19 protein-coding genes are annotated in these 23,814 nt (G+C 71.1%); 13 read left to right on the top strand and 6 right to left on the bottom strand.

Annotation, left to right across the window (positions count from 1 at the left end; genetic code table 11):
- Positions 1-26: 26 nt before the first annotated feature.
- The 3 genes from xseA to ACZ6AA_RS03375 all read left to right on the top strand — a co-directional run bounded on the left by xseA (position 27) and on the right by ACZ6AA_RS03375 (position 2,299).
- Positions 27-1,250, top strand: coding sequence for an exodeoxyribonuclease VII large subunit (gene xseA, locus ACZ6AA_RS03385; protein ID WP_468451358.1), 1,224 nt, complete (start codon positions 27-29; stop codon positions 1,248-1,250).
- Between the two features lie 9 nt (positions 1,251-1,259).
- Positions 1,260-1,505 carry an exodeoxyribonuclease VII small subunit gene (locus ACZ6AA_RS03380; RefSeq protein WP_468451356.1) on the top strand — a complete coding sequence of 82 codons (246 nt, stop codon included), beginning with the start codon at positions 1,260-1,262 and terminating at the stop codon, positions 1,503-1,505.
- A 203-nt stretch (positions 1,506-1,708) separates the two neighbouring features.
- A complete protein-coding gene (locus tag ACZ6AA_RS03375) occupies positions 1,709-2,299 on the top strand; it encodes a malonic semialdehyde reductase (RefSeq protein ID WP_471456017.1) in 591 nt (196 codons plus the stop codon).
- Positions 2,300-2,378: 79 nt separating this feature from the next.
- Here ACZ6AA_RS03375 and ACZ6AA_RS03370 read toward each other — a convergent pair whose 3' ends face one another.
- Entirely contained in the window at positions 2,379-2,921 is a 543-nt protein-coding gene (locus ACZ6AA_RS03370) for a DUF4245 domain-containing protein (protein ID WP_468451353.1), read from the bottom strand.
- Between the two features lie 204 nt (positions 2,922-3,125).
- Between ACZ6AA_RS03370 and glpX the strand changes: the two genes are divergently transcribed.
- Positions 3,126-4,160 carry a class II fructose-bisphosphatase gene (gene glpX, locus ACZ6AA_RS03365; RefSeq protein ID WP_468451351.1) on the top strand — a complete coding sequence of 345 codons (1,035 nt, stop codon included), beginning with the start codon at positions 3,126-3,128 and terminating at the stop codon, positions 4,158-4,160.
- A 154-nt stretch (positions 4,161-4,314) separates the two neighbouring features.
- On the opposite strand, the gene ACZ6AA_RS03360 is transcribed toward glpX, so the two are convergent.
- Together ACZ6AA_RS03360 and ACZ6AA_RS03355 are read right to left on the bottom strand one after the other, a co-directional pair.
- Positions 4,315-4,731: a WhiB family transcriptional regulator gene (locus ACZ6AA_RS03360; protein WP_468451349.1), complete on the bottom strand. Its 417-nt coding sequence runs from the start codon at positions 4,729-4,731 to the stop codon at positions 4,315-4,317.
- A 181-nt stretch (positions 4,732-4,912) separates the two neighbouring features.
- Positions 4,913-5,581: a DUF1707 SHOCT-like domain-containing protein gene (locus ACZ6AA_RS03355; RefSeq protein ID WP_468451347.1), complete on the bottom strand. Its 669-nt coding sequence runs from the start codon at positions 5,579-5,581 to the stop codon at positions 4,913-4,915.
- A gap of 220 nt (positions 5,582-5,801) precedes the next feature.
- On the opposite strand from ACZ6AA_RS03355, the gene ACZ6AA_RS03350 reads away from it, so the two are divergent.
- Positions 5,802-7,469: a fumarate hydratase gene (locus tag ACZ6AA_RS03350; RefSeq protein ID WP_468451345.1), complete on the top strand. Its 1,668-nt coding sequence runs from the start codon at positions 5,802-5,804 to the stop codon at positions 7,467-7,469.
- Positions 7,470-7,602: 133 nt separating this feature from the next.
- Here the strand turns inward: ACZ6AA_RS03350 and ACZ6AA_RS03345 are convergent, their stop codons facing one another.
- On the bottom strand, positions 7,603-9,150 hold the full coding sequence (locus tag ACZ6AA_RS03345) for a ricin-type beta-trefoil lectin domain protein (protein ID WP_471456015.1): 1,548 nt from the start codon (positions 9,148-9,150) through the stop codon (positions 7,603-7,605).
- 131 nt (positions 9,151-9,281) lie between these two features.
- Here ACZ6AA_RS03345 and ACZ6AA_RS03340 point away from each other — a divergent pair, with 131 nt between their 5' ends.
- From ACZ6AA_RS03340 to ACZ6AA_RS03320, 5 genes are all read left to right on the top strand, one after another.
- The gene (locus ACZ6AA_RS03340) at positions 9,282-10,715 is read left to right on the top strand and encodes a class II fumarate hydratase (protein WP_468451341.1); all 1,434 of its coding nucleotides are present in this window, start codon (positions 9,282-9,284) and stop codon (positions 10,713-10,715) included.
- 240 nt (positions 10,716-10,955) lie between these two features.
- Positions 10,956-11,630: a cytidylyl-2-hydroxypropylphosphonate hydrolase gene (fomD, locus tag ACZ6AA_RS03335; protein ID WP_468451339.1), complete on the top strand. Its 675-nt coding sequence runs from the start codon at positions 10,956-10,958 to the stop codon at positions 11,628-11,630.
- 116 nt (positions 11,631-11,746) lie between these two features.
- Complete coding sequence (locus tag ACZ6AA_RS03330; RefSeq protein WP_468451337.1) at positions 11,747-12,424, top strand: class I SAM-dependent methyltransferase; 678 nt, start codon at positions 11,747-11,749, stop codon at positions 12,422-12,424.
- Between the two features lie 56 nt (positions 12,425-12,480).
- Entirely contained in the window at positions 12,481-14,577 is a 2,097-nt protein-coding gene (locus ACZ6AA_RS03325; RefSeq protein WP_468451335.1) for an ATP-binding SpoIIE family protein phosphatase, read from the top strand.
- Between the two features lie 157 nt (positions 14,578-14,734).
- Complete coding sequence (locus tag ACZ6AA_RS03320; protein ID WP_468451333.1) at positions 14,735-16,183, top strand: catalase; 1,449 nt, start codon at positions 14,735-14,737, stop codon at positions 16,181-16,183.
- A 62-nt stretch (positions 16,184-16,245) separates the two neighbouring features.
- On the opposite strand, the gene ACZ6AA_RS03315 is transcribed toward ACZ6AA_RS03320, so the two are convergent.
- Positions 16,246-18,735 carry a transglycosylase domain-containing protein gene (locus tag ACZ6AA_RS03315; RefSeq protein WP_468451331.1) on the bottom strand — a complete coding sequence of 830 codons (2,490 nt, stop codon included), beginning with the start codon at positions 18,733-18,735 and terminating at the stop codon, positions 16,246-16,248.
- A gap of 322 nt (positions 18,736-19,057) precedes the next feature.
- Here ACZ6AA_RS03315 and ACZ6AA_RS03310 point away from each other — a divergent pair, with 322 nt between their 5' ends.
- The 3 genes from ACZ6AA_RS03310 to ACZ6AA_RS03300 are packed head-to-tail and all read left to right on the top strand — an operon-like array spanning position 19,058 to position 22,694.
- Positions 19,058-19,585: a PadR family transcriptional regulator gene (locus ACZ6AA_RS03310; RefSeq protein WP_381483542.1), complete on the top strand. Its 528-nt coding sequence runs from the start codon at positions 19,058-19,060 to the stop codon at positions 19,583-19,585.
- Entirely contained in the window at positions 19,582-20,268 is a 687-nt protein-coding gene (locus ACZ6AA_RS03305) for an ABC transporter ATP-binding protein (protein WP_471456012.1), read from the top strand. Before ACZ6AA_RS03310 ends, ACZ6AA_RS03305 begins: the two co-directional genes overlap by 4 nt.
- Entirely contained in the window at positions 20,265-22,694 is a 2,430-nt protein-coding gene (locus ACZ6AA_RS03300) for an ABC transporter permease (protein ID WP_468451326.1), read from the top strand. The genes ACZ6AA_RS03305 and ACZ6AA_RS03300 overlap by 4 nt, the downstream gene beginning before the upstream one ends.
- A 106-nt stretch (positions 22,695-22,800) precedes the next feature.
- On the opposite strand, the gene ACZ6AA_RS03295 is transcribed toward ACZ6AA_RS03300, so the two are convergent.
- The gene (locus ACZ6AA_RS03295) at positions 22,801-23,739 is read right to left on the bottom strand and encodes a LysR substrate-binding domain-containing protein (protein WP_468451324.1); all 939 of its coding nucleotides are present in this window, start codon (positions 23,737-23,739) and stop codon (positions 22,801-22,803) included.
- Between the last annotated feature and the right edge of the window lie 75 nt (positions 23,740-23,814).

Here is a 23,814-nt window from a genome sequence, read left to right as displayed (position 1 = left end):
TCGGTGGGGGCCGATACGCTCGGCTCATGGGTCTCAATACGTCCGCTGACGCGCCGCTGCCCGTGGGTGAGGTGTCCCGGCTCATCGGGGGCTGGATCGACCGGCTCGGAGCGATCTGGGTCGAGGGGCAGATCACGCAGTTGTCGCGGCGCCCGGGGGCGGGCGTGGTGTTCATGACGCTGCGCGACCCGTCGCACGACATCTCCGTGAGCGTCACGTGCTACCGCCAGGTGTTCGACGCGATCGCGGACGTCGTGTCGGAGGGCGCCCGCGTCGTGGTGCACGCCAAGCCGGAGTGGTACGCGCCGCGGGGCCAGCTGTCCCTGCGGGCGGCCGAGATCAAGCCGGTCGGCGTCGGGGAGCTGCTCGCCCGCCTGGAGCAGCTGAAGAAGTCGCTCGCCGCCGAGGGCCTGTTCGCGCCGGACCGCAAGAAGCCGCTGCCGTTCCTGCCGCAGCTCATCGGCCTGGTCTGCGGCCGCGCCTCGGCCGCGGAGCGGGACGTCCTGGAGAACGCCCGGCACCGCTGGCCGGCCGTCCGCTTCGAGGTGCGCAACGTCCCGGTGCAGGGCGTGCACGCCGTCCCCCAGGTGGTGCAGGCGGTGAAGGAGCTGGACGCGCTCGACGAGGTCGACGTGATCGTCGTCGCGCGCGGCGGCGGCAGCGTGGAGGACCTGCTGCCGTTCTCCGACGAGCAGCTGGTGCGCACGGTGGCCTCGTGCCGTACGCCCGTGGTGTCCGCGATCGGTCACGAACCCGACACCCCCCTCCTCGACTACGTGGCCGACCTGCGCGCCTCGACCCCCACGGACGCGGCGAAGAAGGTCGTGCCGGACGTCGGCGAGGAGTACGAGCGCGTGGCGTTCCTGCGGGACCGCGCGCGCCGCAGCGTCGAGGCGTTCCTCGACCGCGAGGAGCGCGGCCTGGCGCACGCCCTGGCCCGCCCCTGCATGGAGCACCCGCACCGCATGGTCGAGGACCGCGAGGAGCAGATCACGGCGTACGCGGACCGGGCACGCCGCACGCTCGGCCACCTCCTGGACCGCGCGGAGTCGGAGCTGACCCACACGCACGCGCGCGTGGTCGCCCTCTCCCCCGCCGCCACCCTCCAGCGGGGGTACGCGGTGCTGCAGAAGAGGACGGCGGACGGGGGCGGCGGCGCGGTGGTCCGGGCGGCCGACGAGGTGGCCTCCGGCGAGGAGCTGCGGGCCCGGGTCGCCGACGGCGAATTCACGGTACGAGTCGACATCTAGGGTGGGCGCATGACCAGCAGGACGGATACGGAAGCGGCGTCGCTCGGCTACGAGCAGGCCAGGGACGAGCTGATCGAGGTGGTGCGCCGCCTGGAGGCCGGGGGCACGACCCTGGAGGAGTCGCTCGCCCTGTGGGAGCGCGGCGAGGAGCTGGCCGCCGCGTGCCGCCGCTGGCTGGACGGGGCCCGCGCCCGGCTCGACGCGGCTCTCGCGGCCCCGGACGCCGAGGACGACTCGGACGCCGAGGACGACTAGGGCACGCAGAACACGCAGGACACGCCGGACGCCCAGGAAGCGCGGGGCCCGTCCCTGTGAAGCGGATCACCACGCCCCGGTTTTAGTTGAACATTGAACCTCGCTGTCGTACTGTCGATCTCACCGGCAGGCACTCCAGCACCTCCCAAGTGCGCGAGAGCCGCCGCCTGAGCCCTCAGCCACGCATCGAGAAGGTTGTAAAGATGTCCCTCGTTCTTGACCCCGCCGCCCAGGACCTGCTCTTCCGCGAGGCCCGCACCGCGAACACCTTCACCGACGAGCCCGTCACCGAGGAGCAGGTCCAGGCCATCTACGACCTGGTCAAGTACGGCCCCACCGCGTTCAACCAGTCCCCCCTGCGGGTGACCCTGGTCCGCTCCCCCGAGGCCCGCGAGCGCCTGGTCCAGCACATGGCCGAGGGCAACCGCCCGAAGACCGCCACGGCGCCGCTCGTCGCGATCCTGGCCGCGGACAACGAGTTCCACGAGGAGCTCCCGGCCCTCTTCCCGCACTTCCCGCAGGCCAAGGACGCGTTCTTCTCCGAGCGCCCGGTCCGTGAGCAGGCCGCCGGTCTGAACGCCGCGCTGCAGGCCGCGTACTTCATCGTCGGCATCCGTGCCGCCGGCCTCGCCGCGGGCCCGATGACCGGCTTCGACTTCGCCGGCGTCCAGAAGGAGTTCCTGGACGACGACCACACCCCGCTGATGGTCGTCAACATCGGCAAGCCGGGCGACGACGCCTGGTTCCCGCGCTCCCCGCGCCTGGAGTACGAGGACGTCATCACGACCGTCTGAGTCCCACCCCGTACGAGGAGAGGCCCCCGGCAACCGCCGGGGGCCTCTCCTCGTACCGCTAACCGCCGCGCGCGAACCGCTACACGCTGGTCTCGACCGGCGTCCGCTTCATCTCCAGGGACTCCGCCATCGCCGTCAGCTGACCGAACGAGGCCGTCCCCGCGACCACCGTCGTGGCGCCCTTGTCCTGGAGGACGAGCGCGTCGTAGCGCGAGCCCTTGTAGCGGTGCCAGGTCTTGCCCGCGATCTTCTGGGTCCGGTCCGTCTTGCGGGCCTTCTGCGTGGCCGAGTCGATGAACTGGGACGGCTTGGCCGTGGACTGCTTGACCGTCACGTACTCCCCGGCCGGGTCGAGGAAGCCCAGGTGCCAGCTGTCGTGGTCGGCGCCGTTGAACCGCACCGACGTCGGCTTCCACGACTTGGGGAGGCCCTGGGGCGCCGCCACCGGGTAGGCCGCGGCCCGCCGTGCGGTCAGGAGTTCGACGCGGTAGTCGACCCGCTCGACCGGTTCTTCGGAATCGTCGTGCGGGACGAAGACGTAGATCACCGCGACCACGATGCCGATGACGGCCATCGAGAGCAGCATGTTCCGCACGGTCTGCTTGCCATTTCTGCCTGCCACGCCCTCCATCGTCGCAGGTCCCGTCGGCACCCCGGGCCGCACCCCCACCCGCGCTCAGGTGTAGGGCCCTCTGCTCATTCTTTCGACCTGCGGATAGAGTCAAGGCATATCCCTCATCCGGCCGCCCGCCCGTCTCCCGCCCCCGCCCTTGCAGGGACACCCTCCGGGCGCAGTTTTTGTTCCGTATCAGAAAGGTGCGCCTCGATGACCGAGCATCATTCGCTGCCGTCCGAACTCGTGGTCTCCCCGGAGGCTCCCGACCGCAACCTCGCCCTGGAGCTCGTCCGGGTCACCGAAGCCGCCGCCATGGCCGCGGGCCGCTGGGTCGGCCGCGGCGACAAGAACGGCGCGGACGGTGCCGCCGTCAGGGCCATGCGGACCCTCGTCCACACCGTCTCGATGAACGGCGTCGTCGTCATCGGGGAGGGCGAGAAGGACGAGGCGCCGATGCTCTTCAACGGTGAGCGCATCGGCGACGGCACCGGCGCCGAGGTCGACATCGCCGTCGACCCGATCGACGGCACCACCCTGACCGCCAAGGGCATGCCGAACGCCATCGCCGTCCTGGCCGCCGCCGACCGCGGCACCATGTTCGACCCGTCCGCGGTGTTCTACATGGACAAGCTGGTCACCGGCCCCGAGGCCGCCGACTACGTGGACATCAACGCGCCCGCGGCGGTCAACATCCGCCGCGTCGCGAAGGCCAAGAAGTCCTCGCCCGAGGACGTCACCGTGATGATCCTGGACCGGCCCCGGCACGAGGGCATCGTCAAGGAGATCCGCGAGACCGGCGCCCGCATCAAGTTCATCTCGGACGGCGACGTGGCCGGTTCGGTGATGGCGGTCCGCGAGGGCACCGGCGTCGACCTGCTCATGGGCGTCGGCGGCACCCCCGAGGGCATCATCAGCGCCTGCGCGATCAAGTGCCTGGGCGGTGTCATCCAGGGCAAGCTGTGGCCGAAGGACGACGAGGAGAAGCAGCGCGCGATCGACGCCGGGCACGACCTGGACCGCACGCTCTCCACGAACGACCTGGTCAGCGGCGAGAATGTGTTCTTCGTCGCGACCGGCATCACCGACGGCGAGCTGCTCCGCGGCGTGCGCTACCGCGCCGAGAACGCCTCGACGTCCTCGCTCGTGATGCGCTCCAAGTCCGGCACCATCCGGAAGATCGACTCCGACCACCGGCTCTCGAAGCTGCGCGCGTACAGCGCCATCGACTTCGACCGCGCCAAGTAGGCGGGGCCGCGGGCCCGCGGCATACGACGACGGGGGCGCTCCGTGCGGGGAGCGCCCCCGTCGTCGTACGAGGACGAGCCCTCGCGCGCGCCGCCCCTCACCGGCCCCCGGGGATCGCAGCGGCCCCGGAGTCCGCCCCGGAGTTCGCGGCGGCTCAGCCCGCGGCGGCGATGGGGCCCGCGGCGGTGCGGGTGGCCTTCTGGAGCTCCAGGTCGCGGCGGCGGCGCCGGGCGAGGACCACGCGGCGCTCGGCGGCGGTCAGGCCGCCCCAGACGCCGTACGGCTCGGGCTGGAGCAGGGCGTGCTCGCGGCACTCCACCATCACGGGACAGCGGGCGCAGACGCGCTTCGCGGCCTCCTCGCGGGAGAGCCGGGCCGCGGTGGGCTCCTTGGACGGGGCGAAGAAGAGACCGGCCTCGTCCCGGCGGCACACCGCGTCGGAGTGCCATGGGTTGTCCTGGTCCCGCTCGCGCGCTGGCACCCTTCCCCAAGCGCTCGACTGCGCTCGTGCAGGGGAGGCCCCCTCCGCCGGTACGGCGACCTGCAGGGACTGATGCGTCGGTTGCAGCACGGTCTACTCCTGACGACGGCTTCGCGAGCGAGAGACGATGCCCGAAGCTCTACCCGCTGTGTGCGGGCCTATGCACTGGGTTCCGGTGTACGGAAGCTCCGGTTCCTGCCGTGCGGCGCGGGTGGCCGGAACGTGTCGTCGTCGAGCGGGTGCCGGGGCGCCGCGGCGGCGGGCGGCGCGCTCAGCCCTCCAGCCGCTTGCGCAGATATCCGCGCAGGTCACGGATGAGCTTGCCGCGCTTGGGGCGGGCCTTGACGTCGCCGAAGACGGCGAAGCCCTCGACGAAGACGACCGGCGCGTCCTTCTCCTCGGCGTCCAGGGTGTCCACTTCGACGGTGCCGAAGACGCCCGTGCCCCGGCCGCGCAGCGAGATGTTCTCCGGAACACGGATCTTCACGTCGCCGAACAGCGCGAAACCCTTGATCACGATCTGCCGGTGCTCGAAGACGGCCTCGCTGAGGTCGATCACGACGTCGCTGAACACGGCGTACGCGTGCGTGCGGCGGCCGACGCGCCAGCGCCCCTTGCGGACGGCGTCGCCGAAGACCGCGTGCAGGGTCTCGTCGGCGGACTCGGGGACCTCGCCGGGCGAGGGCCGGGCGGGCGCCTTCTCGAACGAGGGGCCCTTGTCGCCGGGGGCGGGCAGGTCCTCGACGAAGGGTTCGAGCTCGGCGACGGTCTTGGCGTTGTAGACCCCGTCGATCCGCTCGCCGTGCTCCTCCGGGTCGATCCGGCCCGTGGCGAGCGCCTCGGCGAGGATGTCGGCGGCGCGGTCTCGGTCGGCGTCCGAAGCGCGCAGCCGCGCGGGCGCCTTGGCGGCAGGGGTCTGGGAACGCTTCTCTAGGTCCACGCCCGTCAGCGTACCCAAACGCGATAGATCGCGACTAGACCCCACGAGGGGCGGTCCGGTCGCGCGCGGCGCGGCGACCGGCGCGCGGGTCCGCCCGACCCGGCCGCCGCCGTCAAGTGAGCCTTACCTCACCAGACCGGCGCTCCCCGGGCGCTCTACGCTGGTCGGGCGCCACCAATGGAGGTCGCGCCGCTGTCTGCCGAGTGAGGAATTGGGCGTCATGCCAGAGTTTGCGTACTCCGATCTGCTCCCGCTGGGAGAGGACACCACCCCGTACCGGCTGGTGACCTCCGAGGGTGTGTCCACCTTCGAGGCCGACGGGCGCACGTTCCTCAAGGTCGAGCCGGAGGCGCTGCGCAAGCTCGCCGCCGAGGCGATCCACGACATCCAGCACTATCTGCGCCCGGCCCACCTGGCGCAGCTGCGACGCATCGTGGACGACCCGGAGGCCTCGGGCAACGACAAGTTCGTCGCCCTGGACCTGCTGAAGAACGCGAACATCGCCGCCGCGGGCGTGCTCCCGATGTGCCAGGACACCGGCACGGCCATCGTCATGGGCAAGCGCGGCCAGAACGTCCTCACCGAGGGCGGCGACGAGGAAGCCCTGTCGCGCGGCATCTACGACGCGTACACGAAGCTGAACCTGCGCTACTCGCAGATGGCCCCGCTGACCATGTGGGAGGAGAAGAACACCGGCTCCAACCTCCCGGCGCAGATCGAGCTGTACGCGACCGACGGCGGCGCCTACAAGTTCCTCTTCATGGCCAAGGGCGGCGGCTCCGCCAACAAGTCGTTCCTCTACCAGGAGACCAAGGCGGTCCTGAACGAGGCCTCCATGATGAAGTTCCTGGAGGAGAAGATCCGTTCGCTCGGCACGGCGGCCTGCCCGCCGTACCACCTGGCGATCGTCGTCGGCGGCACCTCCGCCGAGTTCGCCCTGAAGACCGCGAAGTACGCCTCCGCGCACTACCTGGACGAGCTGCCCGCCGAGGGCTCCGCGACCGGCCACGGCTTCCGCGACAAGGAGCTTGAGGAGAAGGTCTTCGAGCTGACGCAGAAGATCGGCATCGGCGCGCAGTTCGGCGGCAAGTACTTCTGCCACGACGTGCGCGTGGTGCGTCTGCCGCGGCACGGCGCCTCGCTGCCCGTCGCCATCGCCGTCTCCTGCTCGGCCGACCGCCAGGCCACCGCGAAGATCACCGCCGAGGGCGTGTTCCTGGAGCAGCTGGAGACCGACCCGGCGCGGTTCCTGCCGGAGACCGAGGACTCCCACCTGGAGGAGTCCGGTGACGTCGTCCGCATCGACCTCAACCAGCCGATGGACGACATCCTCGCCGAGCTGACCAAGCACCCGGTGAAGACCCGGCTCTCGCTGACGGGGCCGCTGGTCGTGGCGCGCGACATCGCGCACGCCAAGATCAAGGAGCGGCTCGACGCGGGCGAGGAGATGCCGCAGTACCTGAAGGACCACCCGGTGTACTACGCCGGTCCGGCCAAGACCCCCGAGGGGTACGCCTCCGGGTCCTTCGGGCCGACGACGGCCGGGCGCATGGACTCCTACGTGGAGCAGTTCCAGGCCGCCGGTGGCTCCAAGGTGATGCTGGCCAAGGGCAACCGTTCTCAGCAGGTCACTGACGCGTGTGGCGCGCACGGCGGCTTCTACCTGGGGTCGATCGGTGGGCCTGCCGCGCGGCTCGCGCAGGACTGCATCAAGAAGGTCGAGGTCGTCGAGTACGAGGAGCTCGGGATGGAGGCCGTCTGGAAGATCGAGGTCGAGGACTTTCCCGCGTTTGTCGTCGTCGACGACAAGGGCAACGACTTCTTCCAGAATCCGGCTCCTGAACCGACGTTCACGTCCATTCCGGTGCGGGGGCCCGGGCTGGCGTAGTGCCGGTGGGGGGGGGGGGGGGTTGATTTCGCCCCCGCCGCCCCTACCCGTCCCGTACGGGGGCTTCGCCCCCTGGCCCCCCTTTTTTTGGCGCTTCGCGCCTCGTCCTCAAACACCGGACGGGCTTTGTTCGCTACGCGAACTTCTGGTTCGGTGTGCCTGTGCACTTCTGGAGGCGCAGGGGCTCCTTGGGGCCCGCGAGGGTCAGGCACAGGGTGGTGTTCGCGGTGGGGCGCAGGGTGCCTGCGTCACGGATGAACTTCTGGTTGCTGCCTCCGTGGCAGTTCCACAGGGTGACGGCTGTGCCCTCCTTGTAGGCACCCTCGGGGACGTCCAGGCAGCGGTCCTGCGTCAGCCCGGTGTGCAGGGAGCGCTGGCCGGAGTCGTACCACCAGGTCTGGTTGCGGTTGCCGGTGCAGTCCCAGCCCTGGACCTTGGTGCCGTTGCGGCTGCTTGAGGCGTCCGCGTCCACGCAGGTCTTCGTGGCCTCGTTCGTGAGGGGCTTGTACGCGTCGTCCCAGCCGCCCTCGTACAGCTTCGGGCTGCCCGTGGACGCCGGGTCGGCGCAGCTGCCCTCGCGCCAGCCGGAGTTGTGGAGCTGGGTGAGGCAGGAGGCGAAGGCGCCGTGGCCGCGGGCGTTGGGGTGGAAGGACTGGCGCACCGAGTTGGAGTCCGGCGGGAACGGGTTGGTCAGGTCCACGTACAGGCCGCGGGCCCAGGTGTCCTCCATGCAGACCTCGTGGCCGTGGAAGAGCCGGGAGTTGTCGAGGTAGAGGGCGCCGGAGTTCTTCGCTGCCCTGCGCATGCCGCGTTCGAAGGCGGGCACGGCCTCGTTGCGGCCCCACTCGGTGTCGGAGTCGTACCCGAGGCCGCCGCAGGCCAGCTTGCCGGGGAACTTCGGGTTGTCGCGGAAGTCGGGGCCGATCGGGCTCGGGTAGCCCATGACGACGAGCTTGTAGTCGTCGCCCGCGTAGCCCGCCTGGTCCATGACGGTGCGCAGATCGCGTACGGACTGCTCGACCTTGGGCACCAGCGCGTCGACGCGGGCCTGCCAGCCGTCCTTGTACTTGGGCGCGCACGGGCCCTGGAGGGTGAGATAGCGGGTCACGCAGTCGGTCATGACCGGCGAGAACTGCAGGTCGTCGTTGGCGCCGATGACGAGCAGGATCGTCTTGATCCGGGTGTTGCGGGCCTTGACGGCGAGGTTGTCGCTCTGCACCAGCTCGTCCGCGTACTGCTTCTGGCCGCCGATCCTGATGTTGGCGGTCTGCGCGCCCGAGCAGGCCACGTTGTACGTGACGTCGGCGGGGATGCCGGTGCGGTGGATGGCGGCGTCCGGCGAGCGGTGGCACCAGTTGTCGGGGCCGTTGGTGCCCGGCTCGTACGTCCCGACGCCCTCGCCGCTGATCTCGCTGTCGCCGAGGGAGATCAGGCCGGTCTTGCGGTCGGCGAGCGGGCGCTCGGCGGGGTCGCCGTACAGCTTGGTGGCCTCGGCGGCGCGGATCTTCTCCAGCTCCGGCGGCAGGGGCGTCGCCGCGGTGGCGGGGCCCTTCGGGTCCGCCGCCCGGGCCGGGACGGCCGTGGCGGCCCCGCCGATCAGGACCGTGACGGCAGCGGCCGCCGTGAGTGTGCCGCGCAGTCGGCTCGCGCCGGCACGTCTGACGCGTTGAACGCGCTTCATTGCGCCTCCCCGGTTTGGTGTTACCCACGGTTTTTACTGGTGGGTAGGGGGCTTGGGAATACTCCGAACAAGACAAGTGCTCAACTTTTTGAGGCAGTTGCGTACCCGGCAGCACGGAAGGACCAGCGGACATGAGCGGCGGCGACAGCGGCGAGCAGGGCCGAGACAATGGCGTTGACCAGGGCGGATACCGCGTCGAACACGACTCCATGGGCGAGGTGCGGGTGCCGGCCGACGCCAAGTGGCGGGCCCAGACCCAGCGCGCCGTGGAGAACTTCCCCATCTCCGGGCAGCGCCTGGAGCGCGCCCACATCGCGGCCCTCGCCGAGATCAAGGCGGCCGCCGCGAAGGTCAACGCCGAGCTCGGCGTGCTCGACCAGGACATCGCCGACGCCATCGTGTCCGCCGCGCGTGAGGTCGCCGAGGGACGCTGGGACGCGCACTTCCCCGTCGACGTGTTCCAGACCGGCTCCGGTACCTCGTCCAACATGAACACCAACGAGGTCATCGCCACCCTCGCCACCGAGCGGCTCGGCCGGGACGTCCACCCCAACGACCACGTCAACGCCTCGCAGTCCTCCAACGACGTCTTCCCCTCCTCCCTCCACATCGCGGCCACCGCCGCCGTCACCGGCGATCTGGTCCCCGCCCTCGACCACCTCGCCGCCGCCCTGTCGCGCAAGGCCGAGGAGTTCGCCGACGTCGTCAAGTCCGGGCGTACGCATCTGATGGACGCCACGCCCGTCACCCTCGGGCAGGAGTTCGGGGGGTATGCGGCGCAGGTGCGGTACGGGGTCGAGCGGCTGCGGGCCTCGCTGCCGCGGCTCGCCGAACTGCCGCTCGGCGGGACCGCCGTGGGCACCGGCATCAACACCCCGCCCGGGTTCTCCGCCGCCGTCATCGCCGAGGTCGCCCGGGCCACCGGGCTGCCGCTGACCGAGGCGCGCGATCACTTCGAGGCGCAGGGGGCGCGCGACGGGGTCGTCGAGACCTCCGGGCAGCTGCGGACCATCGCCGTCGGCCTCACCAAGATCTCCAACGATCTGCGGTGGATGGCCTCCGGGCCGCGGACCGGGCTCGCCGAGATCAGCCTCCCCGATCTGCAGCCCGGGTCCTCGATCATGCCCGGCAAGGTGAACCCCGTCATTCCCGAGGCCGTCCTCATGGTCGCCGCGCAGGTCACCGGCAACGACACCACCGTCGCCGTCGCCGGGGCGTCCGGGAACTTCGAGCTCAACGTCATGCTGCCCGTCATCGCCAAGAACGTCCTGGAATCCGTGCGGTTGCTCGCCAACGCGGCGCGGCTGCTCGCCGACCGGACGGTCGACGGGATCGTCGCCCATCGCGAGCGGGCCCGTGAGTACGCCGAGTCCTCGCCCTCCGTCGTGACGCCGCTCAACAAGTACATCGGGTACGAGGAGGCGGCGAAGGTCGCCAAGCGGGCCCTGGCGGAGCGCCGGACCATCCGCGAGGTCGTCCTCGACGCGGGGTACGTCGACCGGGGCGACCTGACGCTCGCACAGCTCGACGCCGCACTGGACGTCCTGCGGATGACGCGGCCGTAGGCCTGCGCGGGGCGCCCCAGTCCCACCCCTTTCCCGAACCCGGGGCTCCGCCCCGGACCCAGCTCCTCAAACGCCGGAGGGGCTGAAATACAACAGCAGCACCTGATCTAGCCCGTCCGGCGTTTGAGGACGAGGCGCGAAGCGCCGATACGGGGTCCGGGGCGGAGCCCCGGGTTCGGGAAGGGGCGGGGTTGGGGAGCCCCCGGCAGGGAACAGGGCCGCAGACCCTAATATCTGTTCATGACAGACGACGACGGCGCGGTGAGGGCGGCTCGGTGGGAGCCGGGGGCGCAGGTTCTGTGGCGGTATCGGGAGAACGCCGGTGAGGGGTTCCACATCTGTCGGCCCGTCACCGTCGTGCGGGACGAGGACGACCTGCTGGCCGTCTGGATGGCCCCGGGCACGGAGTGCGTGAAGCCGGTGCTGGAGGACGGGACGCCGGTGCACAGGGAACCGCTGGCCACGCGGTACACGAAGCCGAGGACGACCCGCAGGGACCACTGGTCGGGGACGGGCGTGCTGAAGCTGGCGCGGCCGGACGAGCCGTGGTCGGTGTGGCTGTTCTGGGAGCCGGGCTGGCGGTTCAAGAACTGGTACGTGAACCTGGAGGAGCCACGGACCCGCTGGCACGGTGGCGTGGACTCCGAGGACCACTTCCTGGACATCTCCGTACACCCGGACGGAAGTTGGCGCTGGCACGACGAGGACGAGTTCGCCCAGGCCCAGCGGGCGGGCCTGATGACGGAGCGGAAGGCGGCGGCCGTACGGGAGGCGGGTCACGCGGCCGTGGACGTCATCCGCGCCTGGGGACCCCCTTTCGGGGACGACTGGCCGAGCTGGCGCCCGGACCCGTCCTGGCGGATTCCCGCCCTCCCCCAGGACTGGGACCGTACGCCCGCGCACGTGTCCTCATGAGACCCTTGATGCGCCCCCGTGGTTCAAACGTAGGATCGTCCTCCGCAAGGGCGCACAGCAACAACTCCTCGTGCCCCCAGAGCGCCTGACAGGATGTCATCAAGGAGCGGCTGAACGTGAGCGAGGCATACCGCGCGCCTGGCGGCCACGACCGCACGGGCCAGGCCGAGGCGTTCGACGCCATCGGCTCGGCCTACGACGTCGCGTTCCCGCACAAGGCGGGGCAACTCGCGGCGGGCCGCCGCCTCGCCGAGGAACTGCCCGCGGGCTCCCGGATCCTGGATGTGGGCTGCGGCACGGGCCTGCCGACGACCCGGCAACTGGCCGAGGCGGGCCACTCGGTGCTCGGCGTCGACCTGTCGGCGGGCATGCTGGAGCTGGCCCGGGCGAACGTGCCGCCGCCGATGGCCGAGTTCCGACGGGTGGATCTGGCGGATCTGCGCCCCTCGGGTGAAGGGCCGGGCACTGTGGGGCAGTTCGACGGAATTGCCTGTTTCTTCGCGCTGTTGATGCTGCCCCGGAAGGAGATACCGTCGGCTCTTCGACTGCTGCGGTCCCTGCTCAGGCCCGGCGGTCTGCTGGGACTGTCCATGGTCGAGGCCGACCTTGACGACGCGGCAATTCCGTTCCTGGGGCACACAATCCGGGTATCCGGTTACCTGCGGGACGAACTGCGGCAGGTCGTGCGGGACGCCGGCTTCGACATCGCCCACGAGGAGTCGTACTCGTACGCCCCGGCGAGGATCGATGCACCACCCGAGCACCAGTTATTCCTGCACTGCCGACGCGGCTGAGCAACGCTTGGACGGCGCGCGCGGCGCGCAGCCCCGGACGGACGGATTCGAAACGCGTGACGGAGCACCTCAGCCCCTACGAGGGCCGCAAGGCACCAGTTGCCCGGCCGACCGCCCCCGCGGATCCCCGCGGGGCGCTGCTGCGTGCCCCGGAGACGGAAACGTTCGGCTCCGGGGGCGTGAACGCCCTGCCCGCGCAGGCACGCACGGGTGAACAGGACGCGGGCACGGGCAGCGAGCACGCCCAGTCGTCCACGCCCGCCACGGAAGGCCCCGGCAGCCACCGCCCGCGCCCGGCCCCCGAGGGCGTACCGACCCAGCCGCACCCAGGCCCCGACGCGGCCAGGCCGGGCACCGAGGGCCCGGCGGTCCTCCCCGGCGTGAGTGACGTGCCGGGCGCCCCCGGTGGCGCCGAGCGCCGCTCTGGTCGCCCGCGCCCGCCGGGTCCGGCTGCGATGCGGCGCGACGGGGACCGGCTGCGGTTCGTGGGCGCCGCCACCCGGCGCATCGCCCGCGGCATCGACCTCGACGAGATCGTGATGGGCCTGTGCCGGGCCACGGTGCCGACGTTCTCGGACGCGATCCTCGTCTATCTGCGCGATCCGCTGCCGGTGGGCGACGAGCGCCCCACGGGACCGCTGCTGCTCCGGCTGCGCCGCACCGACCGGATCCCGGAGGACCAGGACACCGACGGCGGCACGCTGCCCGCCCTCCAGGTCCAGTCCGACCTGTCGTCGGCCGCCGAGCTGTGCGAGGTCCGCGTGGGCAGCGCGCTCGCCGAGGTCCTGCGCGGGGTGCGGCCGGTGTTCGCGGACGCCGCGACGGCGTTCGGCGCGCTGCCCGAGCTGCTCGGCGAGGGGCGCACGGTGCCCGGCGGACAGCGCGCGATCCTGGCGCCGCTGCGGGGGCGGCGTCGGGTCATCGGCGCGGCGGTCTTCCTGCGCCGCCCGGACCGGCACCCGTTCGAGGCCGACGACCTCCTGGTCGCCGCCCAGCTCGCCACGCACAGCGCCCTCGGCATCGACAAGGCCGTCCTGTACGGCCGCGAGGCGTACATCGCCGACGAGCTGCAGCGCACGATGCTCCCCGAGACCCTGCCGCGCGCCACCGGCGTGCGCCTGGCCTCGCGCTACCTCCCGGCCGCCGAGACCGCCCGCGTCGGCGGCGACTGGTACGACGCGATCCCGCTGCCCGGCAGCCGCGTCGCCCTGGTCGTCGGTGACGTGATGGGGCACTCCATGACGTCCGCCGCGATCATGGGCCAGCTCCGGACGACCGCGCAGACCCTCGCCGGTCTCGACCTGCCGCCCCAGGAGGTCCTGCACCACCTCGACGAGCAGGCCCAGCGCCTCGGCTCCGACCGCATGGCGACCTGCCTGTACGCGGTGTACGACCCCGTATCGCACCGCATCACCATCGCCAACGCGGGCCACCCGCCGCCCGTCCTGCTGCACCTGGGCGGCCGCGCCGAGGTCCTGCGCGTACCGCCGGGCGCGCCCATCGGCGTGGGCGGCGTCGACTTCGAGGCCGTCGAGCTGGACGCGCCCGCGGGCGCCACGCTGCTCCTGTACACGGACGGTCTGGTCGAGTCCCGCCTCCGTGACGTCTGGACGGGCATAGAGCAGCTGCGCGAGCGGCTCGCCGCGACCGCCCAGCTCACCGGCCCGGACCACCCGCCGCCGCTGGAAGCCCTGTGCGACGAGGTCCTCGACATGCTCGGCCCCGGCGACCGCGACGACGACATCGCCCTGCTCGCCGCCCGCTTCGACGGGATCGCGCCGAGCGACGTGGCGTACTGGTTCCTGGAACCGGAGGACGCCACCCCGTCGCGCGCCCGCAGGCTGGCCCGCAGCGCCCTGGAGCGCTGGGGTCTGACCGAGCTGAACGACGCCGTGGAACTGCTCGTCAGCGAGGTCGTCACGAACGCCGTGCGGTACGCCACGCGGCCGATCACGCTGCGTCTCCTTCGCACGGACGTGCTGCGCTGCGAGGTCGGCGACGACGTGCCGCAGCTCCCGCGGCTGCGCCAGGCCCGTGCGACGGACGAGGGCGGACGCGGGCTCTACCTGGTCAACAGGCTGGCGCGGCGCTGGGGTGCCACGCGGCTGAGCACGGGAAAGGTGGTCTGGTTCGAGCTGAACCAGAACGGCTGAGGGGGTCGTCCGGGGGCGCGGACGACCCCTGGCCGACCCCCGGCCGGACTTGAACCGGAGCCGGACCGGAATTGGACCCCGTCCAAATGTTGCCGACACCCAGTCGGCGGAGTTCACTGGCCTGTGTGCCCGAGCCTCGTCCGATGGGAGGACGCTCATGACGTACACGACGAACAACGCCGGGATCCCGGTGGAGAGCGACGAACACTCGCTGACCGTGGGGTCCGAAGGACCGATCCTGCTCCAGGACCACTACCTCATCGAGAAGATGGCCCAGTTCAACCGGGAACGGGTCCCCGAGCGGGTGGTGCACGCCAAGGGATCAGGGGCGTACGGGACCTTCGAGGTCACCAATGACGTCAGCCAGTTCACCAAGGCCGATCTCTTCCAGCCCGGCAGGCGCACCGAGATGCTGGCGCGCTTCTCGACCGTCGCGGGTGAGCAGGGTTCGCCCGACACCTGGCGCGACCCCCGCGGCTTCGCGCTGAAGTTCTACACCGAGCACGGCAATTACGACCTGGTGGGCAACAACACGCCGATCTTCTTCGTCCGGGACCCGATCAAGTTCCAGGACTTCATCCGCTCCCAGAAGCGCACCCCCGCCAGCGGTCTGCGCGACCACGACATGCAGTGGGACTTCTGGACGCTGTCCCCCGAGTCCGCGCACATGGTGACGTGGCTGATGGGCGACCGCGGCATCCCGAAGACGTACCGCCACATGAACGGCTACTCCTCGCACACGTATATGTGGATCAACGGCGGCGGCGAGAAGTTCTGGGTGAAGTACCACTTCAAGACCGACCAGGGCATCGACTTCCTCACCCAGGCCGAGGCCGACGAACTCGCCGGGACGGACGGGGACGCGCACCGGCGGGACCTGTTCGAGTCGATCGCGCGGGGCGAGCACCCGAGCTGGACGCTCAAGGTCCAGATCATGCCGTTCGAGGACGCCCCGGACTACCGCTTCAACCCGTTCGACCTGACGAAGGTGTGGCCGCACGGCGACTACCCGCTGATCGAGGTCGGCCGGATGCGCCTCGACAAGAACCCCGAGGACTTCCACATCCACATCGAGCAGGCCGCGTTCGAGCCCTCGAGCATGGTGCCCGGCATCGGCCCGTCCCCGGACAAGATGCTGCTCGGACGGCTGTTCTCGTACCCCGACACACACCGCTACCGCATCGGCCCCAACTACGCCCAGCTGCCGCCGAACCGCCCGCACACGGCCGTCGCCTCGTACGCGAAGGACGGCCCGATGCGGTACGAGGCGGCCGACGTGGCACGGCCGTACGCGCCCAACTCCTACGGCGGCCCTGCCGCCCCCGTCCAGGAGTCCGTGGACCCGGCGGGCTGGCGGACGGCGGGCGAGATGGTCCGCGAGGCGTACAAGGCGCACCGCGAGGACGACGACTTCGGTCAGGCGGGCACGCAGGTGCGGCAGGTGCTCGACGACGCGCAGCGCGAGCGGCTCGTGTCGAACATCAGCGGCCACCTCCTCGACGGCGTCTCCCGGCCCGTCCTCGACCGGGCGTTCGCGTACTGGCGCAACGTGGACAAGGAGCTGGGCGACAAGGTCGCGGCGAAGGTCAACGGCGGCGGGGCGTAACCGCCCGTCCGGTCACCCCGGTACCGCCCGGGCAGGCACCCCTGCCCGGGCGGTCCGCGCGGTCAGTCGGCCCGGTCCGAGCGGTCCGCCCTGTCGTCCGGGTCGTCCGGGATGCCCCACGTCGGTGGTGGCGTCGTCGGAGTCGTCGGCGGGTTCGTCGGCGTCGTCGGGGTCGTGGGCGGCTTCGTCGACGGGGTCGTCGGCGGCTTGGTCGACGGGGGCTTCGTCGACGGCGGCTGGGTCGTCGGCTTGTCCTTGTCCTCGTCGTCCGTCTCGGTGGGCGGCGCCGTCGGGGTGCGCGGGGCCTGCGTCGTCGGCTCGGGCGGCGCCTCGACGCCGGAGCCCATGTCCGTCTTCAGGTTGAACTTGGTGCGCGAGCCCGTCGCGTTGAACGTGTACGCCGCCCAGACCTCGGCGGGGAAGCTGCCGCCGTCGACGCGGGGCTTGCCGCCCGCGCCCCGCATGGACACCTGCTGGCCGCGCTTGAACTTGCCGTCGTCCTTGGGCTGCTCGCCGAACAGGCCGACGGAGGTGACCAGCTTCGGCGTGTAGCCCACGAACCAGGCCGACTTGTTGTCGTCGGACGTACCGGTCTTGCCCGCGACCGACTGGCCCTTGCGGTTGCTCGCGTCGCGCACCGAGGCCCGCGCCGTGCCGTCGTCGACCACGCCGGTCAGGACGGACGTGACGGAGTCCGCGGCGCCGCGGCTGATGACCTCGTCGCCGATCGCGTCCGGCAGGTCGACGGAGCGGTCCTTGTGCTCGACCGACTTCACGAGCTGCGGCGTGACCTTCTTGCCGTGGTTGTCGAGCGTCGCGTACACGCCCGCCATCTCCAGCGGGCTCGCGCCCATCGAGCCGAGGGTCTGCGCGGGCACGGCGGGCAGGCCCTTGACGTCCATGCCGAGCTTGCCCGCGGTCTCCAGGACCTTGTCCATGTCCACGTCCACGCCCATCTGCGCGAACACGGAGTTGACGGACTTGTTCATCGCCGTCTGGACCGTGACGGGGCCGTAGGAGCGGCCGTCCTCGTTGGGCGGCGCGAAGCCGATGTCGCTGCCCTTGACGGGGCGCTTGCTGCGGCCGCTGTAGATGGTGTCCGCCGTGATCGGCTTGCCGTCCTGCGTCTGGGCGCCCTGCTCCAGGGCGGCGGCGAGGATCAGCGGCTTGAAGGTGGAGGCGGGCTGGTAGTCGGCGCGGGTGGCGTTGTTCGTGAAGTGCTTCAGATAGTCCCGGCCGCCGTACATCGCGACGATCCCGCCGGTCTTCGGGTCGACGGACACCGCACCGGCCTGCACGCGCGCGTCGGCCTTGCTCTTGCCCGGCTCCAGATGGTCGTTGAGCTTGTTGTCGACCGCCTTCTCCAGCTGGCGCTGCTTCTTGGGGTCGATGTTGAGCGTGATGGTGTAGCCGCCCGCCTTGAGCTGCGCCTCCGCCTCGGACTTGGTGTAGCCCTCCTTGACGAGCTGCGCCTCGATGGCCTCGTTGGCGGCCCGGACCAGATAGCCGGTCTGCCCCTTCATCTCGGGGTCGGGCTTCGGCTCGTGCGGCTTGGGGAACGTCAGGCGGTCGCGCTCGGCGGAGTCGAGCCAGCCCTGCTCGACCATGTTGTTCAGTACGTAGTCCCAGCGCTCCCTGACCAGCTTCTTGCCGGTGGGCGTGGCCGTCGCCCAGTCGTAGGAGCTGGGGGCCTGCAGGAGCGCGGCGAGGTAGGCGCCCTGGGCGACGTTCAGCTTCTCGGCGTCGACGCCGTAGTAGGCCTGGGCGGCGGCCTGGATGCCGTAGGCGCCGCGGCCGTAGTACACGGTGTTGAGATAGCCCGCGAGGATGTCGTCCTTGCTCTTCTCGCGGTCGACCTTCAGCGAGATGACCAGTTCCTTGAGCTTGCGCGAGACGGTCTGGTCCTGCGTGAGGTAGTAGTTCTTCACGTACTGCTGGGTGATCGTCGAGCCGCCCTGCTTGCCCTTGCCGGCCAGCGTGTTCAGGACACCTCGGGCGGTGCCCTTCAGGTCGACGCCCGAGTCCTTGTAGAAGGACTTGTTCTCGGCGGCGACGAACGTGCGCTGCACCGGCTTCGGGATCTTGTCCAGGTCGATGATCTCGCGGTTCACGTCCCCGTCGCCGTCGCGGGCGAGGAGCGAGCCGTCGCTGTACTTGTAGACGTTGCTCTGCAGCCGCGCGGCGGCGTTGCCCTTGGGGATGTCCACGACCAGGTACAGCACGACGAAGCCGAGCATCAGCAGCAGGATGAAGGAGAAGAACGCGCCGAGGAGCTTCTTCCAGGTGAAGAAGCGGCGGATGCCGGTCTTCTTGGGCTTGGCCGGGCGGGCGCGGCGGGCGGCGCGGCGGCCGCCGCCCTCACCGGACTCGTCCGGGCCGGATATGCCCTCGCGGGAGGTGTCCTCGCCGACGGGGTCGGCGCCGGCCGGTCCGTTCCCGGCGGGGCCGCCGACGGAGGGACTGCCGGTGGCGGGGGCGCCGCCGGACGGGCGGGGGCGCGCTGCTCGGCGCGCACCGCGCTGCCGCGCTTTTCGCTCTTCCGCTCGGCCCATGACTGTGGCGCTCCGCTTCGTCTCGTCGTCTTCGTACCGCGTACTGCGTGTCTGCGTCGTGCTCGGGTTCCTGGCGCCGGGTTCCACCGACACCTCAGGTCAGCTCATGAAGCTAACACCGCGCCAGTGGACAAACGCCCCACGATCCGGCCTTTTCCGGACGTGACAATCAGCACCCGGCACAGGGGAACCAGTGCTGTCCCACCCAAATCGACTCACCAGGGCCACCGACGGTTGCCCGCGAGCCGAACACACAGTCGCCCGCCGACCTAGACACTGCGCGTATACACACCACGTATACGTGCTGTGTATAGTGCTCCGCATGTCCATCGGTCACACCCTCCTCGGGCTCCTCGAATCAGGGCCCCGCCACGGCTACGACCTCAAGCGCGCCTTCGACGAGAAGTTCGGGCACGACAAGCCGCTGCACTACGGCCAGGTCTACTCGACCATGTCCCGGCTCCTGAAGAACGGCCTCGTCGAGGTCGACGGGGTGGAGGCGGGCGGCGGTCCCGAGCGGAAGCGGTACGCCATCACCGAGGCTGGCATCACCGATGTCCAGCGGTGGCTCGCGACGCCGGAGAAGCCCGAGCCGTACCTCCAGTCGACGCTCTACACCAAGGTCGTCCTCGCGCTGCTCACCCACCGCGACGCCGCCGACATCCTCGACACCCAGCGCGCGGAGCATCTGCGCCTGATGCGGATCCTCACCGACCGCAAGCGGAAGGGCGATCTCGCCGATCAGCTCATCTGCGACCACGCCCTGTTCCATCTCGAAGCCGACCTGCGCTGGCTGGAGCTCACCTCCGCCCGACTGGGCAAGCTCGCCAAGGAGGTGCTCCCCGGATGACTCCCGCGGGTTCCCTGCTCACCGCCGACGGACTGCGCAAGACGTACGGTCCGACGACCGCGCTCGACGGCGCCGAATTCTCCATCCACCCCGGCGAGATCGTCGCCGTGATGGGCCCCTCCGGCTCCGGCAAGTCCACGCTGCTGCACTGCCTCGCGGGGATCGTGCGGCCGGACGCGGGCCAGATCACGTACAACGGCCAGAGCCTGGCCGGGATGAGCGACACCGCGCTCAGCGCGCTGCGCCGCAGCGAGTTCGGGTTCGTGTTCCAGTTCGGACAGCTCGTCCCGGAGCTGACGTGCCTGGAGAACGTGGCGCTGCCGCTCCGGCTCAACGGCGCCAAGCGCCGCGACGCCGAGCGGACCGCCCTGTCCTGGATGGAGCGCCTGGAGGTCGACGACGTACGCGACAAGCGTCCCGGTCAGGCCTCCGGCGGCCAGGGCCAGCGCGTCGCCGTGGCCCGCTCCCTCGTCACCAACCCGCGCGTGCTGTTCGCCGACGAGCCCACCGGCGCACTCGACTCCCTCAACGGCGAGCGCGTGATGGAACTGCTCACCGACGCCGCCCGCTCCACCAACGCGGCCGTCGTCCTCGTCACCCACGAGACCCGGGTCGCCGCCTACTCCGACCGCGAGGTCGTCGTGCGCGACGGCAAGTCCCGGGACATGGAGCGCCTGGTATGAGCACGACCCGTACGAAGCCGGTGGCGCCGCCCGTCGCCACGGACCGGCCCACCGGACCCACCGGCGCCCGCGCCTGGCTCCGCGACCTCGTCATGGGCATCCGCTTCGCGGTCGGCGGCGGCCGGGAGGGCTGGGTGCGCACCGTACTCACCGCCGTCGGCGTGGGCCTGGGTGTCGCGCTGCTGCTCGGCGCCGCCTCCGTGCCGGACCTGCTCGCCAACCGCGACGCCCGCGCGACGGCACGCCATCCCGCCGACACCATGGCCGCCAAGACGATCGAACGCACCGAGTCGACGATCCTGATCGTCGACGCGGGCACCGACTTCCGCGACTCCGAGATCGGCGGCCGCTCGGTGCGCGCCGACGGCCGCGACCCGGTGCTCCCGCCCGGCGTGAGCGAGCTGCCGAAGGGCGGCGAGATGCTGGTCTCGCCCGCCCTGCGCGACCTGATGAACAGCTCCGAGGGCAAGCTCCTCAAGGAGCGCTTCAAGGACTACCGCGTCACGGGCACCATCGGTGAAGCGGGCCTGATGAGCCCCAAGGAGCTGTACTACTACACGGGTTCCGACACCCTCACCAAGGCGCAGGGCGCCCACCGGGTCAAGGAGTTCGGCTACAAGAACCCGGCCGAGCCGCTCGACCCGCTCCTGGTCGTGCTCGTCGTCCTGATCTGCGTCGTCCTTCTCACCCCGGTGCTCATCTTCATCGGCACCGCGGTGCGCTTCGGCGGCGAGCGGCGCGACCAGCGCCTCGCGGCGCTGCGGCTGGTCGGCGCGGACCGGCGCGCGGTGCGCCGGATCGCGGCGGGCGAGGCGCTCTTCGGGGCGCTGCTCGGTCTCGCGCTCGGTGCCGTGTTCTTCCTTGGCGTACGGCAGTTGGTGGGCGTCGTCGACATCTGGAAGGTCAGCGCGTTCCCCTCCGACATGGTGCCGCTGCCCGGGCTCGCCGCGCTGATCGCGGTGGCCGTGCCGGTCTCGTCCGTGCTCGTCACGCTGGTCTCGCTGCGCGCCGTCGCCATCGAGCCCCTCGGTGTCGTACGCAGCACGACGGCACGCAAGCGGAGGCTGTGGTGGCGGCTGCTGCTGCCCGTCGCCGGGCTGGTGATCCTGCTCAACCAGGACCAGGTGACCCGCAGCGCCGGCGAGGACGTGCAGGTGTACTCCATCGCCCTGGGCGCCACCCTCGTCCTGGTGGGCCTCGCGACGCTGATGCCCTGGCTGGTCGAGGCGGCCGTGGCCCGGCTGCGCGGCGGGCCCGTGCCCTGGCAGCTCGCCACCCGGCGGCTGCAGTTGAGCAGCGGCACGGCGGCCCGCGCGGTCAGCGGCATCACGGTCGCGGTGGCGGGCGCGGTCGCCCTGCAGATGCTGTTCGCGTCCATGCACGACGACTTCAACACCACCACCGACCAGGACCCGCGGCGCGCCCAGCTCAACGTCAGCTCGCCGGAGGCCAGCGGTCCCCTCGCCCAGCGGATGATCGACGACTTCCGCGCCGCGAAGGGCGTCAAGGGCGTCATCGGCCAGGTCTCGTCGTACGTGGTCAAGCCGGGCAAGCTGAAGAACGCCGACGACATGCGGCCCACCACGGAGCTGTCCGTCGGCACCTGCGCGACCCTGCGCGAGCTTGCGCGGGTCAGCTCCTGCAAGGACGGCGACACCTTCGTCGTGCACAACGGGGACCGCGAACTCGACCAGTGGGTGGACCAGACGGCACGGCCCGGCAAGAAGCTGGACCTCAACAGCGAGAGCTGGGGCGACTACGCGAGCGAACCGCGCGGGAAGCACGTCCCCTGGACGCTGCCGAAGTCGACCCGCACGATCACCTCGCGCCCCGACCCGGTGGGCGACCGCTACAACGGCATCTTCGTGACGCCCGGCGCGATCGACGTGGCGAAGCTGTCGGGCGCGAGCACCCAGGCCCTGGTGCAGATCGACCCCAAGGTCACGGACGCCGAGGAGTACGTACGCAACGCGGCCACGCAGATCGATCCGCTGATCCGCGTGTACACGATCCGCATGATCGAGCGCGACAAGCAGTACGCCTCGGTGCAGAAGGGGCTCCAGGCGGGCGCGATCGCCACCATGCTGCTGATCGCCGCGTCCATGCTCGTCTCCACCCTCGAGCAACTGCGCGAGCGCAAGCGGCTCCTGGCGGCCCTGACCGCCTTCGGCACCCGGCGCTCGTCGATGGCCTGGTCGGTGCTGTGGCAGACGGCCATCCCGGTGGTGCTCGGCCTCGGCCTCGCCATCACCGGCGGCCTGGCCCTCGGGGCCGTGATGTGCCGGATGGTGGACAAGTCCGTCACCGACTGGCTGGTGTTCCTGCCGCTGTGCGCGGCGGGTGCGGCGCTGGTCGCGGTGGTGACGCTGCTGAGTCTGCCGGCGCTGTGGCGGATGATGCGGCCGGATGGGCTCCGCACGGAGTGATGGCCGCGGCGCGGCGGCTGCTCGCACCCGCCCGCCCGTGAACCTTGTCCCCGGAGTGCCCCCGGCTGTCGGCCCGCCCGTGAAGAGCGCCCCCCGGGGGCGCTCTTCACAACAGCCGTACCGGCAGCGGCCGCAGTGCCTCCCTCAAGGCGTCCGCCAGCTCCTCGTACTCCGCCGATCGCGCCGCGCCCGTGCGCATCGCGAGGGCCACCCTTCGCGTCGGGGCCGGGTCGGCGAAGTAGCCCGTCAGGAGTTGGCTGCTGCGGCTCGTCTCCACGCGGACCGCCGTGCGCGGCAGCAGGGTCACGCCGAGGCCGCCCGCGACGAGTTGGACGAGCGTGGAGAGCCCGGCGGCGGTCGTGGTGACGGGGGCGTCGCCACGGCCCGCCTCGCGGCAGATGTCCAGGGCCTGGTCCCGAAGGCAGTGGCCCTCGTCGAGCAGCAGCAGGTTCAGCTCGCGCAGCGCCTCGCGCGGAATGCCCTCGCGGCCGCCCAGCCAGTGGTCCAGCGGTGTGACCAGGACGAAGTCCTCGTCGAAGAGGGGGAGTTCGGTGATGCCCGGTACGCCGAGGGGTACGGCGAGCAGGAGCAGGTCGAGGCGGCCCGCCGCGAGGCCCTCCAGCAACGAGGACGTCTGCTCCTCGTGGACCTGGAGGTCCAGGTCCGGGTACTTCTCGTGGACGAGGGCGAGCACCGTCGGCAGCAGGTACGGCGCCACCGTCGGGATCACCCCGAGCCGCAGCGCGCCGGTGAACGGCGCCTTCACCGCGTCCGCCTCCTCCATCAGCGCCTCGACCTCGTCGAGCACCGCCTTGGCGCGCACCGCGAGCCGCTCCCCCGCCGGGGACAGCAGCACCTTGCGGGTGGTGCGCTCCAGGAGCTGGACACCCAGTGCCTCCTCCAGGGCGGACACCGCGCCGGACAGCGCGGGCTGACTCATCCCGATTGCTGCCGCCGCGTCCCTGAAGTGCAGATGCTCGGCCACGGCCGCGAACGCGCGCAGCTGCGCCAGGCTGGGTTGCTTGCCCCTATTTATGGCTCGCACTGATAACTACCTCCGATCAACACGACCGAGTGTAGCTATTTCCCTAATCAATGCACTCTGTGCCACGATCGACAG

The sequence above is a fragment of the Streptomyces sp. NPDC040610 genome (assembly GCF_055594065.1).
This window is presented reverse-complemented; position numbering and strand designations above follow the sequence as displayed.